This is a genomic window from Pseudomonas sp. BN414, assembly GCF_029871275.1.
GTDB classification, from domain to species: Bacteria; Pseudomonadota; Gammaproteobacteria; order Pseudomonadales; family Pseudomonadaceae; genus Metapseudomonas; species Metapseudomonas resinovorans_C.
Map to the genome: position 1 here is coordinate 1 of NZ_SSOL01000047.1, position 16,308 is coordinate 16,308.

Sequence of the window (16,308 nt, forward strand, 5' to 3'; positions counted from 1 at the left end):
TCGTTGGCCAGCAGCACCGGCAGCTTGGGCATCAGGGTGCCGAGCTTGAGGGTGCTCTTCGAGGCGCGCAGTTTGGCGGTCAGGCCCAGTTCGCCGTATTCGTCCTGGGCGCTCTTGGGGGCTTCGCGATCTCGCTTGAGCAGACCGGAGCCGGCACGGTCGGGGCTGGAGTCCAGCTTCACGCCCAGTAGGCCGATGGCGTCCAGGCCGACGCCGATGCTGCCCTCGGTGAAGCCCGACTCGTAGCGCAGGAGGAACCCCTGGGCCCATTCCTCGGCCTTGGACTGCGGCGCGGCGTGCTGGTGGAAATCACGGTTGAAGTAGAAGTTGCGCAGTTCCAGGCTGGCTTTCGAATCCTTGATGAACTCAGCCAGGGCGGGTGTGGAGCAGCTGAGTGCGCCGCTGACTAGCAGCAGGTGGAAGGTGAGGGTGCGGCGATCCATGGAGGCCTCTTGTTGTTTTAGTGGACGAATGAATCCGTACCGGCCCGAGGGCCGGTAGCGGGGTGAGACGGAATGGAAAAGGGGCACGCCCCAAAGGAGCGGCAGGCGTGCCCGCTAACTGGCTGCGCGATACGCGTCAGTGGCTGCTGGCGGCCGCGGCCCCCAGGCCGGTCTGGGCGCGCACGAACTGGTCGGCATAAGCCGCTCGTTCACGGTTGGCGCGGGCGCTGCGATCGAGCGTGGAGACGACGATGATCACCAGGAAGGCCAGCGGCATGGAGAACAGCGCCGGCTGGTCATAGGGGAACAGGGCCTTCTCGTGGCCCAGCACACCGACCCAGACGGCCGGGGCGCAGATCACCAGTCCCATGGCGCTGACCAGCCCGGTCAGCCCGCCCCAGAGGGCACCACGGGTGGTCAGGCCCTTCCAGTACATGGCCATGATCAGCACCGGGAAGTTGGCCGAAGCGGCGACGCCAAAGGTCAGGCCGACGAGGAAGGCGATGTTCATCTGTTCGAAGAGGATGCCCAGGCCGATGGCGACCAGGCCAATGGCCACGGTGGCGATGCGGCTCACGCGCATCTCGTCCTTCTCGCTGGCTTGGCCTTTCTTCAGCACGCTGGCATAGAGGTCGTGGGAGATCGCCGAGGCGCCCGCCAGGGCGAGGCCCGCGACCACCGCGAGAATGGTGGCGAAGGCCACTGCGGAGAGGAAACCGAGGAACAGGTTGCCACCCACGGCCTGGGCCAGGTGCATGGCGACCATGTTGCCGCCACCTACCAGGGCACCGCCCAGTTTGCCGTCGACGAAGTACTGCGGGTCGGTGCCGACGATGACGATGGCGGTGTAGCCAAGCACGCACACCACCAGGAAGAAGAAGCCGATGAAGCCGGTGGCGAACAGCACCGAGCGGCGGGCTTCCCTGGCGTTGGGGACGGTGAAGAAACGCATCAGGATGTGCGGCAGGCCGGCGATGCCAAACACCAGGCCGAGGGACAGCGAGACGGCGCTGATGGGGTCGGCCAGCAGGGTGCCGGGGCCCATGATCTTGCCACCGCTGGCGTGCACGGCGACGGCGCGCTCGGCCAGGTTCTCGAAGCTGAAGCCGAATTCGCTCATGGCCATCAGCACCAGCGTGGTGCCGCCGGCCAGCAGCAGGACGGCCTTGGTGATCTGCACCCAAGTGGTGGCGATCATGCCGCCGAAGATCACGTAGACCAGCATCAGCACACCGACCACCACGACAGCCAGTTGGTAGTCCAGGCCGAACAGCAGCTTGATCAGCTGACCTGCGCCGACCATCTGCACGATCAGGTAGCAGCAGACCACGGTCAGCGATCCGAGGGCGGCGAAACTGCGTACGCGGGTCTGATCCAGGCGGTAGGAGACGATGTCGGCGAAGGTGTACTTGCCCAGGTTGCGCAGGCGCTCGGCCATCAGGAAGGTGACGATGGGCCAGCCGACGAAGAAGCCGATGATGTAGACGAAGCCGTCGTAGCCCTTGGCGAACACCAGGCTGGAAAGCCCCAGCAGGGTGGCCGCCGACATGTAGTCACCGGCGATTGCCAGGCCGTTCTGGAAGCCCGAGATACCACCGCCGGCGGTGTAGAAGTCGGCGGTGGAGCGGGTGCGGCGCGCGGCCCACCAGGTGATCACCAGGGTGGCGAGGACGAAGACGAAAAACATCCCAATGGCATGCAGGTTGAGTGGTTGCTTCTGCGCGGTGATGGTGTCTGCGATGGCGCTCAGAGGTGCCAGGGCGAAGAGGGCGATGAGGGCTTTCATGCCTGGCCCTCCGCGAGGATTTCTGCGCTCAGTGCATCGAAGTGGTTATTGGCGTGACGCACGTACCAGGCGGTCAGCAGCCAGGAAAGGACAATGATGGCGGCGCCGAGCGGGATGCCGCGGCTGAGGTGACTGCCCTCGTAGAGCGGCATGTGCAGCCAGCCGGGAACGAAGGCCACCAGCATGATGAACAGGTAGTAGACGGCCAGCACGAGGGCGCTGAGCGACCAGGCGAGGATGGCGCGCTCCTGGGCCAGGCGCTGGAATTTCGGGTTGGCCATAATGCGAGCATTGGCCGGGGCGTCGGGGGAGTGGTGAGGTTTCATTTCGGGCTCCGCTTTAATTGTTTTTGTCGTGCCTGTCGCCGCAGCTTTTTCAAGCGTGCAGCATTCCCGGCGGCGCCTCGGGCAGGCGTCGCCAAGTTCTTCGTCAGTGAGGTGTTCTTCAGTGACCGCGGCTCCCTCCGGGAGCCAGCAAATGGTGGGTAGCGCAAGGCGCGGGAAGGCCGGAAACCAGGCATGCGTTCATGCTGTCAGCCCTCCATTTCAGTGATCCCGGCCGGGGCGAAAAAGCACTTGGCTGCGGGTCGATGGATGTGAGTATATGTAAGCATCCATCCCCTAAAGAACAGGCAAAATATCCTGATGGACATGCAAAAAAGTCCTAGCCCGGAACAGGTCAAATGGGACGACCTGCGATTCTTCCTGGAAGTGGCCCGAACCCGCACTGCAACCGGCGCTGCTCGCCGACTGGGTGTCGACTACACCACCGTGTCGCGGCGCGTGCGGGCCCTGGAACAGGCGCTGGGTGCCTTGCTGTTCGAAAAGTCCCGCGCGGCCGGCTTCGTCCTGACGGTGGAAGGGCAGCGTCTGTTGAGCCACGCCGAGACTCTGGAAAGCACCTTGCAGGCCGCCTGCGAGCAGGTGTCGGGCACGCGCCTGGGGCTGTCCGGCCATGTGCGGATCGGCTGCACCGAGGGCTTCGGCTCCTATTTTGTGACGGCGCAGATGAGCCGCTTTCTCGAGCAGTATCCGCACATCTCGGTGGACATCCTGCCGGTGCCTCACTTCGTCAGCCTGTCGCGTCGCGAAGCGGATATCGCCATCACCCTGGAACGCCCCGAGCGCGGTCCCTATGTCTGTTCCAAGCTCGCCGACTACCGCCTGCGCCTCTACGGCACGCCTGAGTACCTGGCCAGCCAGCCGCCGATCGAAACGCGCGAAGACCTGGCAAACCACCCCTTCATCACCTACGTCGAGGACCTGGCTTTCAGCCCCAAGCTGCTCTACCTGAATGACCTGCTGCCCGGCGCCATGAGCCAGCTGCGCAGCACGAGCGTCATCGCCCAGTACCAGGCAGCATTGCAGGGGAGGGCGTTGGCGATCCTGCCGTGCTTCCTGGTGGCGGGCGACCCGAGGGTACAGGCGGTGCTGCCCGGTGACGTGGAGGTCACCCGCCAGTTCTGGATCTATTACAGCGAGGATCTGCGCCGCCTCAAGCGCATCACCCTGGTGGCCGAGTACCTGCACCGTTGCGCCGATCTCAATCGCGGCTGGCTGATGGGCGAGGATGACCGGATACAGGTGCCGGCTTTCGAGAAATAGACTCCAGGGCTCATGGCTCGTATCGCGAAAAAACCCACATCCAGATCGCACCACTTGAACGAGAGACCGAATGATTACTTGCTACCTTCGTTACATCCTCGATCCCTACAAACTGGCGGAGTTCGAACACTACGGAAAGCTCTGGATTCCGCTCGTGGAGAAGTTCGGCGGCCAGCACCACGGCTACTTCCTGCCGTCCGAGGGCGCAAACAATATCGCCTTGGCGATGTTTTCCTTCCCGAGCCTGGCGGCCTACGAGCAGTACCGGCAGGACTCGATGAACGACGCGGACTGCATCGCTGCCTTCAAGTACGCCGAGGACACGCGCTGCATCCTCAGCTACGAGCGCACGTTCTTCCGGCCAGTCTTCGGTGCTTGAACGAGCACGCTCGGCCTCCTGAAGGGGCGGCGTCGCCCAACTGCACTTGCTCACTATCAGGCCGCTGATTGCTTCCGGATTACTTGTGCCTCGCCGGCGCGAGTCACCCCTCGCCCGCTTGCGGGAGAGGGGCGGGGGAGAGGGTTGCGCAGCTCGGCGCGAAAGCTGGAAATCCCCGTGTCAGGGCTATCCCTTCAACGTCGTCTGTAGGAGAAAGCGAGCGTGTTCCCTGCACGTTATCGACACTTAAGGCCAACTAAACGGCCGCACTTCAAATCAAATCCATTGTCGACGAGCCGTTGACCCCTTGAGATATGCGGGCAGCTCAACGCTGCACAAGGTTCTCCGCATTCAATAACAAGAGGTCTGCGCTCATGATGAAAATCGCCAGCTCCCTGGCTTTGGCAACATTCGCCCTGATGGGATTCACATTCGCGGCGGACGCCGCCGAAGAGGCTGGCCGAGGGGAGGGCAGCTTCGTGCTGACGAAGATTTCCGACCATCTCTACGCCATTGGCGAGCCGAACTATTACCAGAAGAACTATTCCTACCTCCTGGTGGGTTCGGACAGGGCCCTGATGTTCGACGCTGGCGCCAATCAGAAGGAAGACATTACCCAGCTCGTGCGGACGGTCACCGACAAGCCGCTTTCGGTATTGCCCTCGCACCTGCATTTCGATCACCTGGGTGGCCTGCACAACTTCGACAGCATCTACCTGCCGGACTTGCCCTTCATTCGCAAATTCAAAGAGGGAGATGGGCTCTACCATGTGCCGGAACCGATCCATCTCGGCAACATCGACCACCTCACCTTGCCGCCCTTCAAGGTCTCCCGCCTGATCAAGCCCGGCGAGGAGATCGACCTGGGTGGCTACAAGGTGAAGCTGGTGAGCACGCCGGGGCACACCCAGGATGAAGTGGCGCTCTACGACGAGGCGAACAACATCCTCCTGGCCGGCGACCATCTCTATCCATCCTGGCTGCTGGCCGGGAACCTCGGCGACTACATCGCTTCCCTGTCGGCAACCCTGGCGCTGATCGACAAGGACACTCGCATTTACGGCGCCCACGCGGACGAAGACCCAAACCGGGTACCCACCATGGCGTACGAAGACGTGCTCAAGATCCGCGAGAAGATGTTGGCGATCCAGGCTGGCCAGGCCCAGGGGGAGACGTTCACCGACCCCGAGCTGATCCGGGATTCGCAGCTCTACAAGGTGGTGAAGGACATCAGCATCCTCACCGACATCCAGTTCACCGATGGGCGCCGCTACGGCTATTGAGCCCGCCGAGGCCGGAGCCAGCAGGCTCCGGTCATTGGCTTTTCACTGGGTCGTCGACATCAGCCAGTCGATGAAGGCCATGACCTCGGGGCGTTCCCGTTTGCCCTCGGTGCAGACGCAGTAATAGTTGTGAACGGCTGGGACCGAGAGTGACAGGGGCTGTACCAGGCGACCTTCGTCCAGGTCCCGGGCCGACACGATCTCGTCGCTGAGGGCGACGCCGAAACCGTCCCGCGCCGCCTGCAGCACCATGCCGAAGTCTTCGAAATAAACGTCCGAAGCCACCGTCCCCGAGTATCCCGCCTCGGCCAGCCAATGCTGCCACTGGGCACCATTGTCTTCGTGCAGCAGTCGGTGTTGCGCGAGGTCCTCGACGTTGCGGATGGCCAGGGAACCACGGAGGAACTGCGGGCTGCAGACGGGGATCATGCGAATGCCGTGCAGCAGCCGCCACCAGAAGCCCGGCCAGGGCGGCGTCCCGTAGATCACCGCCACATCGGCCTTGCGCCAGTCCACCTGGTTGAATTGGGTCGCCTTGATCACCTTCAGTTTGACGGCGCGGCTTTCCTCCATGAAGCGGAACAGCGGCGTGGCCAGCCAGGTGACGCCCTCAACGGGCGGGAGGGAAAGTGTCAGCTCAATTTCCTCGGGTGCCTGTTTCGCGCTGCTTTGCACCGCCTGCACGGCCTCGTTGATCTCGCCGAGAGCTCCGGCTACGCGCTGCTGCAATGCACGCCCGGTGTCGGTGAGCACCAGGTGTCGGCCGCGCTTCTCGAATAGCTCGACGCCCAGGCTGCCCTGCAACGCCTTGATCTGCTGGCTTACCGCCCCTGTAGTGACGTGCAGCTCGACTGCTGCGGCCGCCATGTTGCCCAGGCGGGCGACAGACTCGAAAACCCTGATGCTGTGAAGTGGAGGCAGTGCCATTGTTTCTCCGTGGTATGCAGCCAAGGGGAGCCGCCCCCTGGCGACGGGTTATAGCAGGACCCGCTCCCGCAGGTCGCGCGAATGCTGTTCGCCGACGGACATCGCGAGCGCCGGCCAAGCTCGGCGGCTGGCAGAAGATGAACGTGGCGGATGCGCCCTTTGCCCACGGCGGTTTTCCCACGCCCTCCGGCAAATGCGAGTTCTATTCCTCACGTATGCAGGCCGCCAAGGCGCGGGTGAGCGACCGTGCGCGTCCGGGCGTGGTGGTCGGATTGTCGATCTGGTGGAAGAAGTTCGCCGAGGATGGCAAGAACGCCAACGAAGTCACCAGCCAGCGCGTCACCGACATGGGTAATTGCGTGACGTACTGGTGCAGGTCGAGAGGTGCGAATTCTGAGTTGGCAGGCGCCAACTCAAAGGCCGCATAGGAAGGGCTGAGCCTGTGAAACTCATCCATCCCGATCCGCATGGGTTTCGTGCCTCAACCCATCCTACGAACTGCTTCCGTATGTACAACTACGATATCGAAGAATTCTTTTCGAAAGTTCCGGCGGGAACCAAGGTGCGGGTCGTCAATGAAGCAAGGGCGCCGAAAGCTTCATAGAGAGGCAGTGTAGGAGCGAGCTTGCTCGCGAATAGTCCGTGCACAGTCTTTCGCGAGCAAGCTCGTCAGGAGCAGCGCGAATACCACCTGCGTCCTGACTGGGTTGCCTAGCATTGCTATATCCCCCCAGGGGGATAGGGTGCAACGGTCACTCTCGCTGCACGGGGGTCTTACGATGAGCAAGCACGAACACGGTCATCAGCACCAAAGTCATAGCGAAATCGTCAAAAGGTTGAAGCGGGCAGAAGGCCATCTGCGCAGCATCGTCACCATGATCGAGGACGGCCGCGCCTGCGTGGATATCGCTCAGCAATTGCATGCGGTCGAGAAGGCCGTCTGCCAGGCCAAGCGCACGCTGATCCAGGACCATATCGACCATTGCCTGGAACACACCGTGGGGGCGCTCACCAGTGGCGAGCGCGCTCCGCTGGAAGAATTCAAACAGATCATCAAGTACCCCTGACCTGCCATGTCCAGCTTCGCCGAAATACTGCAACAGGGACCGACCCACGCCTGGCTCTATTTCCCGAGCGCCATCCTCCTGGGGGCTTTGCATGGCCTGGAGCCTGGCCATTCGAAGACGATGATGGCGGCCTTCATCGTGGCGGTACGTGGCACCGTGAAGCAGGCGATCCTGCTGGGGTTGGCCGCGACCGTCTCGCACACCGCCGTGGTCTGGCTGGTTGCCCTGGGTGGCATGTACCTGGGCCAGAATCTCGATGCTGAGAGCACCGAGCCGTATTTCCAGTTGGCCTCTGCGGTGATCATCGTGGCCATTGCCCTGTGGATGCTATGGCGGACATGGCGTGGCGAACGGATGTGGCGCTTCGAGCATCACGATGACCACCACCATGACGAAAACCGGCACATCGACACTGGCCATGGGCGCGTTGAGCTGTCGATTTTCGAGAATGGGGTGCCGCCGCGCTGGCGGTTGAATGTGCTCAGTGGTCACAGCTGGGCGGCCGGCGAGGTGAATTTACAGACCACCCGAGCGGATGGACGCATGCGGCGTTTTGCGTTCGCGGATCGGGACGGTTACCTGGAATCCGTGGACGAGATTCCCGAGCCGCACGAGTTCAGCGTGCGGCTGAGTCTGGGCCATGGCAATCACTCCCACGATTACGACCTGGACTTCCGCGAGCATGGACACGACCAGCTGGAAGGACTGGAGCTGCCGCTGGAGGGCTACCAGGATGCCCACGAGCGCGCGCATGCCAACGACATCCGCAAGCGCTTTGCCAATCGGAGCGCGACGACCGGGCAGATCATTCTGTTTGGCCTGACAGGCGGGCTGATTCCCTGTCCCGCAGCGATCACTGTGCTGCTGCTCTGCCTGCAAGTGAAGGAAGTCACCCTCGGTGCCGTATTGGTGCTGTGCTTCAGCATTGGCCTGGCCCTGACGCTGGTCAGTGTGGGTGCAGCGGCGGCCATCGGCGCCCGGCAGGCGTCCAATCGCTGGCCCTGGCTGGGGGCCGTGGCGCGTCGCGCGCCTTATCTGTCCAGTCTGCTGATTATCGGCGTGGGCATTTACGTGGGGGTCCATGGTTGGATGGGGCTGAGCGCCCAGATCTGAACCATGCCACTCCTGCTACAAGTAACCACCGGTTACCTACAGTCCCTCCCGGGTCTACAGGCGTTGGATGGGGCGGCCGGCGTCACGCCAACCAGAAAAGCCATCGATCAGGTAGCGCGCATCGAGCCCCATGGCTTCGAGGGTGGCGGCGATACCCTGGCTGATTTCGTGGCCATGGGCGCAATAGAGCACCACGGGCCTGTCCCGTGGCACTGAATCCTTCCAGGTAAACACCGACTCGGGATCGAACCAGCGCGCGTCAGGAATGGCCGCCGCATCGGCCGCGCGAGCACCTTCACGGCGCACATCCAGCAGCGTGAAGGTGCGTCTTGCCGCTTGCCACTCCATCAATTCACAACTCGTGATTCGGCTCATCACACACCTCTCAGGTACGCAGCAGATGCACCGCCAGCCCGACCAGGGCGCAGGCCAGCAACACCTGGATGACGCCCCGCTTGTAGCGGAACAGGGCAATCGCCGCTGCCACGGCGATCAGCGCCGAGGGCCAGTCGAAGTGCCCGTCGAAGCCTTGCGGCCAGAGCACGTGGTAACCGAAGAACAGCGCCAGGTTGAGGATCACCCCCACCACCGCAGCGGTGATCCCGGTGAGTGGGGCGGTGAACTTCAGTTCGTTGTGGGTGGACTCCACCAGCGGGCCACCCGCGAGGATGAACAGGAACGACGGCAGGAAAGTGAACCAGGTGACCAGGGAGGCGGCCACGGCGCCGGCGAGGAAGGCCTGGTCGGCACCGAACATGGGGTGCACATAGCCACCGACAAAACCCACGAAGGCCACCACCATGATCAGCGGCCCCGGTGTGGTTTCTCCCAGGGCCAGGCCGTCGATCATCTGCGTTGGGGTCAGCCAGCCGTAGTGGCCCACCGCCCCCTGATACACGTAGGGCAGCACCGCATAGGCGCCGCCGAAGGTCAGCAGGGCCGCCTTGGTGAAGAACCAGCCCATCTGAGTGAGTGTGCCGTGCCAACCGAAGGTGGCTGCCAGCAATCCCATGGGCAGCAGCCAGAGCAGGGCGCCGATCGCTCCCAGCGCCGCCAGGCGAGACCAGCGGAAGCGCGCATGTTCGGGTGTCGGCGTATCGTCATCGATCAATGCCGGCCCGTAGGTGGCCTTCGCTGCACCGTGGCCGCCGCCAAGGGCGAACTTGTGCGGCGCGATGCGTCCACCGACATAGCCAACCAGCGCCGCGCCCAGCACGATCAGGGGGAAGGGGAGATTCAGGGCGAAGATGGACATGAAGGAGGCGCCAGCGATACCCCATAGCCAATTGTTCTTCAACGCACGTGAGCCAATGCGGTGGGCAGCCTGCACCACGATGGCGGTCACCGCTGGCTTGATGCCGTAGAACAGTCCGGCCACTACGGGCATCTCGCCAAAGGCGATGTAGACCCACGACAGCGCGATCAGGATGAACAGCGACGGCAATACGAAAAGCGCGCCGGCAATGACACCTCCCCAGGTGCGATGCATCAGCCAGCCGATATAGGTCGCGAGCTGCTGGGCTTCGGGTCCGGGCAGCAACATGCAGTAGTTCAGCGCGTGGAGGAAGCGCCGCTCGCTGATCCAGCGCCGACGCTCCACCAGTTCCTGATGCATGATCGAAATCTGCCCGGCAGGCCCGCCGAAGCTGATGAAGCCAAGCTTCAGCCAGAACAGGAAGGCCTCGAACAGGCCCACGGGGCGGGTGCCGGGTTGCGATTGCTCGGCGGAACGCAGGGTGCTCTCACTCATTGTCTTTCTCTTCGTTCGCAAAAGCGGTTAGCAGGCCATCGAAGACGGCGCTGGCGGCGACCAGGAGCTGATCATCATCGGTAATGCTTTCCCTCAGCCCCGCCAGAAGCCGCTCGATGCCCGCCGCCTCAGCTGGCTGAACACCGCCCACATCCAGGTAGTGCACCAGGGCGGCGACTTTTGCCAGGGACGGTGCATTCAGCTCGAAGCTGGCTTGCAAGGTCTCGAAGGTGACGCGGTTTCCGACGTGGCTGAAGGTGGCACCGTCGAAATCGAAACCGAGCGCATCCGCTGGGCAATCATGGGGCGAGTCCAGCCAGAGGATGCGCGCGTCGTGATCGATGAAGCGGCGGATCAACCAGGCACTGGCCAGGCGGTCGACCCATGGGCGTTTGCGGGTCGCCCAGCTGCGGCCCTGGTAGTCCCGAAGGCTACGCAAGGGGATCGGCTGGTCGTGGCTGCAGGGTTCGTCTTCCGACAGGGCGCGACTGACGGCGGTTTCCAGGTCTTGCAGAGCCGCGTCCGCATGTTGGCGGGCTGGACCGGGGAAGAAATCGATGTTTTCAAGCTGGACGAAGGCCTTGCGCAGCTTGCGGATTTGCCTGGTAGCGCTCAGGGCGTTCTCGGATGCCAGTTGGTTGCGGCAGGCATCGATCTCGGCGCGCAGGCTTGCGTAGTCCTCGCTGCGATCGAATAGCGGAATGAAGCGTTCACCCTGCATGTCCTGGATGGGGAGCAGGTAGGCGCTGCCATTCATGGCAAGGATGTCTCGCTCGATGGCGGCGAGCATTGTGCGGCAGTTGTCGCTTTCGGGAAGCAGGTACACTCCGTCCCGCAGCACAGCTGCTCCAGAGCCCTTCAGCGCGCGCCAGGCACGCATGCGTGCAGTGGCATTGGCAGTGGGGAGGGTAAGCACGAGACAAAGCCAGTTGTTCATGTAGCGTATCTAACAGAGTATGTAATGAACGTTACATTACTCTGTGTCGAGGCATGGGGGAAGACGCGTGTCAGCGCGGTAAGAGCCGGCACATGTCATTCCCTACGTACTGCACTGGCATCGGTTCAATCAGCGAAGTGCAGAAGACATGCTGCGCATGTCGCCCCGCTCAAGCGCGAGTACGCCGAGGCCAAGGCCAGGTTGCTCGACGTCTGAAATGGTCACGCCGGACGGCAAACTCTCAGCCACGAACGAAGGTGCCTGATGAGCTCAGGCACCTTCACCGCAATTCGCACTCAGTGGCGCGTAGCTTGACGCTTGCGCTGCTGTTTCACCCTGTACATCTCGCGGTCGGCCAGCTTGATGGCCTCGTCTGCAGTCATGCTGTCCGGCAGCACCGCCACGACACCCACGCTGGCGCCGGCATAGTGGATATCGTCGAGACCTTCGCCCAGGTCGTATTGCCCAATCGTTCCTTTGGCCAGGCGATCCTGCAGTAACTCGGCGCCATGTTGCATGTCTTGCGCCAGGTCCGAGTGTTCCGACGGTGTGCCCAGGGCGATCACGATGAACTCATCACCACCCGTGCGCCCGATGATATCGCTTGCCCTGAGAACATGCTGCAGCTGGGCCGCTATGCCGCGCAGAAACTGGTCGCCTGCCAGGTGGCCGTAGGTATCGTTGATGAGCTTGAACCCATCCAGATCGATCACACCCACCAGCAAGTACTTGTTCTCCCGCTGGGCCAGGGCGAACAGGCGAGCGACATCGCTGAGGATGGCACGCCGGTTGGAAAGGCCCGTCAGCGGGTCTGTCAGGGCCAGCTTGGCCAGCTCGGCATTGGCGACCTGGAGCCGCTCGACCAGCAACTCGCGCTCAAGGGAGTAGCTCAGCAATCCCGAGAGCAGCATCAGCAACGGTTCCACTTCCGGAGAGCGGGCCACCTGATCCGAGCTGGCGGCACAGACCGTACCCAGCACCCGGCCATCCTGGGACCTGATCGGCGCGCTCACATAGGTCCTGATGCCGAGGGCCGCGGCGGCCTCCGAGTCACCCCAGCATTCGGCGACGTTGTCCGAGTACAGACGGTTTTCGTCTAGCGCTCGCTTGCACAGGGTGTCGGCCCAGGGCACCACCAAGCCTTCAGGAATCACCATGTCACCCACGTTGCGTGCGAACTCGACGCGCTGGACACCCTCGTCGGTATCGATGGTCGTCAGGTAGGTCGACTCCATGCCCGTTACCTGGCTGAGCAGGGTCAGCAGGGGCCGTGTGAGTTCTTCCAGGGTCCGGGCTTTGGGAACGGTTTCGGATAGAAGGGAAAGTATCTGGTCCATGTGCACAGTTCGGTAGCCAAGGGGCGTGCCGATTGTCAGCCAATCGGAGGCTTATTGAATAGGTACGGCCTTCACATACTGAATGCGACTGGCGACAGGGGTAATCCTCGGAGAACACCAATCCATCTCGTAACCGGCGTAGGGGCGGGGGCCTAAGTGCCTTTAGATGGAGTGACCAAGAGGCATTCTCATTGCTCCGATCTGCCGACTCCAGCGCTATTCAGAGCAAACTTCCGAATAGCATTAATGGCCACTAGGTAATAGCAATCTAATAGCGTGACGGTGGCAAATGTAACTAAACTTTGCCCAACAACAAAAAGGGATGAAGTCCTGTTGTTGTGAGTTCGAAGGCAGGCGAGCAAAGCGTTTCAGGGGGCTCTTCAATCGGGAGTCTTATCGTGGACAACGCATCGCCCCGCCCTGCGGAATTCGCATTCCCTTCGCATCTGCATGCCTCGCTCCTCCTGCACGGCCCACCACTCGTTTGACCCGCAGCGCCACCCTCCCTGACGCGATCATGGCTGCCGTAATTGACCATCCTTGCCACTGAAAACGCGACGGCCATTCAGATGCGCTCAGGTGGTGGCACTCACCTGGTTAGCGTTCATACAAGCTCCTGCGAGGAACTTGTAATTGCCACGTAACAAGAAGAGCAGCCGCCATGCTTAGAAGGAAAAACAAACTGCCCGCGGCTAGCGGGGAAAAACTCATTCCAGCGAGTGGCTGGAAATCAAGACCGGCTCAAGGTTCTCTCGAGAACGGAGCACGCCGCACCTTCCTTAAATGGTCCACCCGTGCAATGGTCGCGCCGCTGTTGCTGAGTGGCCGTTACAGTCCAGCCGCGCAAGGTTCTGGTAGCGGCTCGCAATCGTCGTCCTCCGGCCCAGGCAGTCAAGGCAGTGCCAGCAGCCCGCCTACGAGGCCGTGGCTGAGTATCCTGCCGAGGAAGATCGTCCCGCTGAACAAGGTGGACGCGCTGTTCCCACTCTCGGAACTGGAGCCCAAGAGCGACAACGCAGATCCGCAGCAACGAGAAGCCGGGCGCCCGGCCCACCAGCATTTCGAGGTTCTGGAGCGACTGGATGGAACGGACCTCTATGAAATCAGCGCTCAGGCGATTCCCTGGCAATTTCATCCCGACTATCCCCAGTCCAGGCAGCTTATCTGGACGTACCAGAGCACCGCTCAATCAGCCGGGCCGACGCCAACGTTTCCCCTCACGATCCTCGCGCGCTACGGTCGGCCGATCATCTGCCGCTTCCACAGCCGGCTGGCCGCTTCGACGGACCAACTGGTCGCCCAGGGCTTCGTCCGCCCGAGGGTTGGCAGCCCGGAGATATCCACCCACCTGCACAATCTGCACGCGTCCTCCGGATGTGACGGCTTCCCGTCCGATTTCTATAGCGCCGCAGACCTGCGCGATGCTTCTCAGATCACGCCTGGGGAGTTCAAGGATCACCTCTATCACAACGTCTACGCCGGCTACCTGGAGAACCTGGCGAATCCCGGCCCATTCACCGGTTACGCCGCCAATGGCCAGGTGATCGGTGACTATCGTGAGGGGCTGGGTACGCTGTGGTTTCACGACCACACCAAGGATTTCACCGCGCCGAACACCTACCTCGGACTGGCGGGCTTTTACCTGATATTCGATGAGTTCGACTCGGGAGACGAACTCGATCCAAACCCGCGTGCCCTGCGTCTGCCCAGTGGCGCCTATGACTATCCGCTGGCCTTTGGCGACAAACGCTTCGACGCAAACGGCCTGCTGTTCTGGAATGAGCTCGGTCCGGAAGGCGTGCTGGGCGACAAGGTCACGGTCAACGGCAAGATCGAGCCCGTGTTGCCGGTGGACGCCCGCAAGTACCGTCTGCGCCTGCTCAACAGTGGGCCCAGCCGCTTCTACGAGTTCTATCTGGTCGATGCCGCTGGCAAGGATCAGCGCTTCGACTACCTGTCCAGCGACGGCAATTTGCTGCCGCAGCCGTTGCGCGGCCAGACCAAGGTGCGCCTCGCGGTGGCCGAGCGCGCCGACATAGTGGTGGACTTTTCCAAGTACCCGATCGGCACCGAGCTCTACCTGGTGAATCGCCTGCAGCAGGACAGCACACGCCAGCCCAACAGCGTGCAAGCGCCGGGTACTCGGGTGCTGAAGATCGTTGTCGATCGTAATCCAGATAAACAGGACCTCAGCCAGGTACCCAACCAACTGCGGCCATTGCGAGAGCTGCCGACGGCGGCGGAACTCAACCGGCTACCCAAACGGCGCTGGGAATTCGATCGCCAGAACGGCATGTGGACGATCAACAACAAACTCTTCGATGCAGAAGACGTGACCAGCAACATCATTCCTGAACGAGCCCCTTGAAACACAGGACACCGTTTCCCCCTTACCATAAGGGATAGGCAAACGACTGTGTTTATGACTACCAGCAAAGACAAAACCATCGAAGTGCTCGGCCAGGAGCGGCGTCGCCGCTGGAGCGTCGAGGAAAAACTGGCCATGGTGCGCGAGAGTCTCGAGCCCGGGCAAAGCGTCTCGGTGGTGGCCCGGCGCAACGGCATCAACCCCAACCAACTGTTCCACTGGCGCAAGCTCTACCAGGACGGCAGCCTCTCGGCGGTCAGTGCCGGTGAAGCGGTGGTGCCCGCCTCCGAGTTGGCCGATGCCCTCAAGCAGATCCGCGAACTGCAACGGATGCTGGGCAAGAAGACCATGGAGGCCGAGATCCTCAAGGAAGCGGTGGAGATCGCCCGCTCGCGAAAATGGATTGCGCACTCACCCTTGTTGCCGGGGGACGACCAGTGAAGGCGGTCAGTGAGAGTCTCGGTGTGGCGCGCTCGCAATTGACGGCTCGACTCAAACAACCCGCTCCAGGGCTGCGGCCTCGTCGGCGCCGAGCGTTCAACGATGTGACCTTGGTCGAGCAGATCCAGCAGGCAGTCGGCGCCCTGCCCAGCTATGGCTATCGTCGGATCTGGGGTCTGTTGCGTCGGCAGCATGAGCAACAGGCCCTGCCACCGGTCAACGTGAAGCGGGTTTACCGCGTCATGCGTGATCACGATCTGTTGCTGGAACGCCGTCGCAAGCAGCCGGGTGTGGCGCGGCGTCACGAAGGTCGTGTCGCCGTGGATACAAGCAACACCCGCTGGTGTTCGGATGGCTTCGAGTTCCGCTGCGAGGATGGTGACAAACTGCGCGTGACCTTCGCTCTGGACTGCTGCGACCGCGAAGCCATCAGTTGGGTGGCCAGCCCACACGGCTACAGTGGCGACGATGTCCGCGACGTGATGCTGGAAGCCGTCGAGCAACGCTTCGGTAGCGAGCTGCCTGCGTCGCCGGTGCAATGGCTGAGCGATAACGGCTCGGCCTATACCGCCGAACAGACCCGGGTCTTTGCCCGGCAGATCGGCCTGCTACCTCTGACAACACCGGTGTGCAGCCCACAGAGCAACGGGATGGCGGAGAGCTTCGTGAAGACCATGAAGCGCGACTATATCCGCCACATGCCCAAGCCCGATCGAGCGACGGCCCTGCGCAACCTGGCCATCGCCTTCGAGCATTACAACGAGGAACATCCGCACAGCGCACTGAACTACCGCTCACCTCGGGAGTTCAGACGCTTGGCTGAGGCATCAACTTAACGGGGTACCGGTGTCCGGTTTGATAGGGGCAAGTCCA

At 62.4% G+C, this 16,308-nt stretch carries 16 protein-coding genes; 8 read left to right on the top strand and 8 right to left on the bottom strand.

Annotation, left to right across the window (positions count from 1 at the left end; all coding sequences use genetic code 11):
• The 3 genes from E8E95_RS08565 to E8E95_RS08575 form a co-directional block, all read right to left on the bottom strand.
• Window positions 1-443 (bottom strand): OprD family outer membrane porin (locus tag E8E95_RS08565; protein WP_280349449.1); only part of this gene is annotated, 443 nt, incomplete at its 3' end.
• Between the two features lie 136 nt (window positions 444-579).
• Entirely contained in the window at window positions 580-2,229 is a 1,650-nt protein-coding gene (locus E8E95_RS08570; RefSeq protein WP_280349450.1) for a cation acetate symporter, read from the bottom strand.
• Window positions 2,226-2,555, bottom strand: a complete 330-nt coding sequence (locus tag E8E95_RS08575) for a DUF485 domain-containing protein (RefSeq protein ID WP_280349451.1) — start codon at window positions 2,553-2,555, stop codon at window positions 2,226-2,228. The genes E8E95_RS08570 and E8E95_RS08575 overlap by 4 nt, the downstream gene beginning before the upstream one ends.
• 324 nt (window positions 2,556-2,879) lie before the next feature.
• Here E8E95_RS08575 and E8E95_RS08580 point away from each other — a divergent pair, with 324 nt between their 5' ends.
• From E8E95_RS08580 to E8E95_RS08590, 3 genes are all read left to right on the top strand, one after another.
• Window positions 2,880-3,833, top strand: a complete 954-nt coding sequence (locus E8E95_RS08580) for a LysR family transcriptional regulator (protein WP_280349463.1) — start codon at window positions 2,880-2,882, stop codon at window positions 3,831-3,833.
• A 70-nt stretch (window positions 3,834-3,903) separates the two neighbouring features.
• On the top strand, window positions 3,904-4,212 hold the full coding sequence (locus tag E8E95_RS08585; RefSeq protein WP_280349452.1) for an NIPSNAP family protein: 309 nt from the start codon (window positions 3,904-3,906) through the stop codon (window positions 4,210-4,212).
• 419 nt (window positions 4,213-4,631) lie between these two features.
• Complete coding sequence (locus tag E8E95_RS08590) at window positions 4,632-5,495, top strand: MBL fold metallo-hydrolase (RefSeq protein ID WP_280349453.1); 864 nt, start codon at window positions 4,632-4,634, stop codon at window positions 5,493-5,495.
• A gap of 42 nt (window positions 5,496-5,537) precedes the next feature.
• Here E8E95_RS08590 and E8E95_RS08595 read toward each other — a convergent pair whose 3' ends face one another.
• Window positions 5,538-6,422 carry a LysR substrate-binding domain-containing protein gene (locus tag E8E95_RS08595; RefSeq protein ID WP_280349454.1) on the bottom strand — a complete coding sequence of 295 codons (885 nt, stop codon included), beginning with the start codon at window positions 6,420-6,422 and terminating at the stop codon, window positions 5,538-5,540.
• Between the two features lie 143 nt (window positions 6,423-6,565).
• Here E8E95_RS08595 and E8E95_RS08600 point away from each other — a divergent pair, with 143 nt between their 5' ends.
• The 3 genes from E8E95_RS08600 (at window position 6,566) to E8E95_RS08610 (ending at window position 8,602) form a co-directional block, all read left to right on the top strand.
• On the top strand, window positions 6,566-6,850 hold the full coding sequence (locus E8E95_RS08600) for a hypothetical protein (RefSeq protein ID WP_280349455.1): 285 nt from the start codon (window positions 6,566-6,568) through the stop codon (window positions 6,848-6,850).
• 351 nt (window positions 6,851-7,201) lie between these two features.
• Entirely contained in the window at window positions 7,202-7,489 is a 288-nt protein-coding gene (locus E8E95_RS08605; RefSeq protein ID WP_280349456.1) for a metal-sensing transcriptional repressor, read from the top strand.
• Window positions 7,490-7,495: 6 nt separating this feature from the next.
• A complete protein-coding gene (locus E8E95_RS08610; protein ID WP_280349457.1) occupies window positions 7,496-8,602 on the top strand; it encodes a nickel/cobalt efflux protein RcnA in 1,107 nt (368 codons plus the stop codon).
• A gap of 54 nt (window positions 8,603-8,656) precedes the next feature.
• On the opposite strand, the gene E8E95_RS08615 is transcribed toward E8E95_RS08610, so the two are convergent.
• The 4 genes from E8E95_RS08615 to E8E95_RS08630 all read right to left on the bottom strand — a co-directional run bounded on the left by E8E95_RS08615 (window position 8,657) and on the right by E8E95_RS08630 (window position 12,626).
• Entirely contained in the window at window positions 8,657-8,977 is a 321-nt protein-coding gene (locus E8E95_RS08615; protein ID WP_280349458.1) for a rhodanese-like domain-containing protein, read from the bottom strand.
• A gap of 10 nt (window positions 8,978-8,987) precedes the next feature.
• Entirely contained in the window at window positions 8,988-10,352 is a 1,365-nt protein-coding gene (gene chrA, locus E8E95_RS08620; protein WP_280349459.1) for a chromate efflux transporter, read from the bottom strand.
• A complete protein-coding gene (locus E8E95_RS08625; RefSeq protein ID WP_280349460.1) occupies window positions 10,345-11,289 on the bottom strand; it encodes a chromate resistance protein ChrB domain-containing protein in 945 nt (314 codons plus the stop codon). The genes chrA and E8E95_RS08625 overlap by 8 nt, the downstream gene beginning before the upstream one ends.
• Before the next feature lie 296 nt (window positions 11,290-11,585).
• Window positions 11,586-12,626, bottom strand: a complete 1,041-nt coding sequence (locus E8E95_RS08630) for a sensor domain-containing diguanylate cyclase (RefSeq protein WP_280349461.1) — start codon at window positions 12,624-12,626, stop codon at window positions 11,586-11,588.
• A 967-nt stretch (window positions 12,627-13,593) separates the two neighbouring features.
• On the opposite strand from E8E95_RS08630, the gene E8E95_RS08635 reads away from it, so the two are divergent.
• Together E8E95_RS08635 and E8E95_RS08640 are read left to right on the top strand one after the other, a co-directional pair.
• Window positions 13,594-14,994 (top strand): bilirubin oxidase, encoded by a 1,401-nt coding sequence (locus tag E8E95_RS08635; protein WP_280349462.1) that lies wholly within the window; start codon window positions 13,594-13,596, stop codon window positions 14,992-14,994.
• Window positions 14,995-15,048: 54 nt separating this feature from the next.
• A protein-coding gene (locus E8E95_RS08640; protein WP_280347810.1) for an IS3 family transposase occupies window positions 15,049-16,271 on the top strand; the annotation gives its coding sequence in 2 pieces (ribosomal slippage) (window positions 15,049-15,394 and window positions 15,394-16,271; 1,224 coding nt in all).
• Window positions 16,272-16,308: the final 37 nt, after the last annotated feature.

What these genes read in the sequence shown, in the direction of transcription:
- E8E95_RS08570 (WP_280349450.1), bottom strand. Translation starts at nt 2,229, where the DNA reads ATGAAAGCCCTCATCGCCCTCTTCGCCCTGGCACCTCTGAGCGCCATC.
- E8E95_RS08575 (WP_280349451.1), bottom strand. Translation starts at nt 2,555, where the DNA reads ATGAAACCTCACCACTCCCCCGACGCCCCGGCCAATGCTCGCATTATG.
- E8E95_RS08580 (WP_280349463.1), top strand. Translation starts at nt 2,880, where the DNA reads ATGCAAAAAAGTCCTAGCCCGGAACAGGTCAAATGGGACGACCTGCGA.
- E8E95_RS08585 (WP_280349452.1), top strand. Translation starts at nt 3,904, where the DNA reads ATGATTACTTGCTACCTTCGTTACATCCTCGATCCCTACAAACTGGCG.
- E8E95_RS08590 (WP_280349453.1), top strand. Translation starts at nt 4,632, where the DNA reads ATGGGATTCACATTCGCGGCGGACGCCGCCGAAGAGGCTGGCCGAGGG.
- E8E95_RS08595 (WP_280349454.1), bottom strand. Translation starts at nt 6,422, where the DNA reads ATGGCACTGCCTCCACTTCACAGCATCAGGGTTTTCGAGTCTGTCGCC.
- E8E95_RS08605 (WP_280349456.1), top strand. Translation starts at nt 7,202, where the DNA reads ATGAGCAAGCACGAACACGGTCATCAGCACCAAAGTCATAGCGAAATC.
- E8E95_RS08610 (WP_280349457.1), top strand. Translation starts at nt 7,496, where the DNA reads ATGTCCAGCTTCGCCGAAATACTGCAACAGGGACCGACCCACGCCTGG.
- E8E95_RS08615 (WP_280349458.1), bottom strand. Translation starts at nt 8,977, where the DNA reads ATGAGCCGAATCACGAGTTGTGAATTGATGGAGTGGCAAGCGGCAAGA.
- chrA (WP_280349459.1), bottom strand. Translation starts at nt 10,352, where the DNA reads ATGAGTGAGAGCACCCTGCGTTCCGCCGAGCAATCGCAACCCGGCACC.
- E8E95_RS08625 (WP_280349460.1), bottom strand. Translation starts at nt 11,289, where the DNA reads ATGAACAACTGGCTTTGTCTCGTGCTTACCCTCCCCACTGCCAATGCC.
- E8E95_RS08630 (WP_280349461.1), bottom strand. Translation starts at nt 12,626, where the DNA reads ATGGACCAGATACTTTCCCTTCTATCCGAAACCGTTCCCAAAGCCCGG.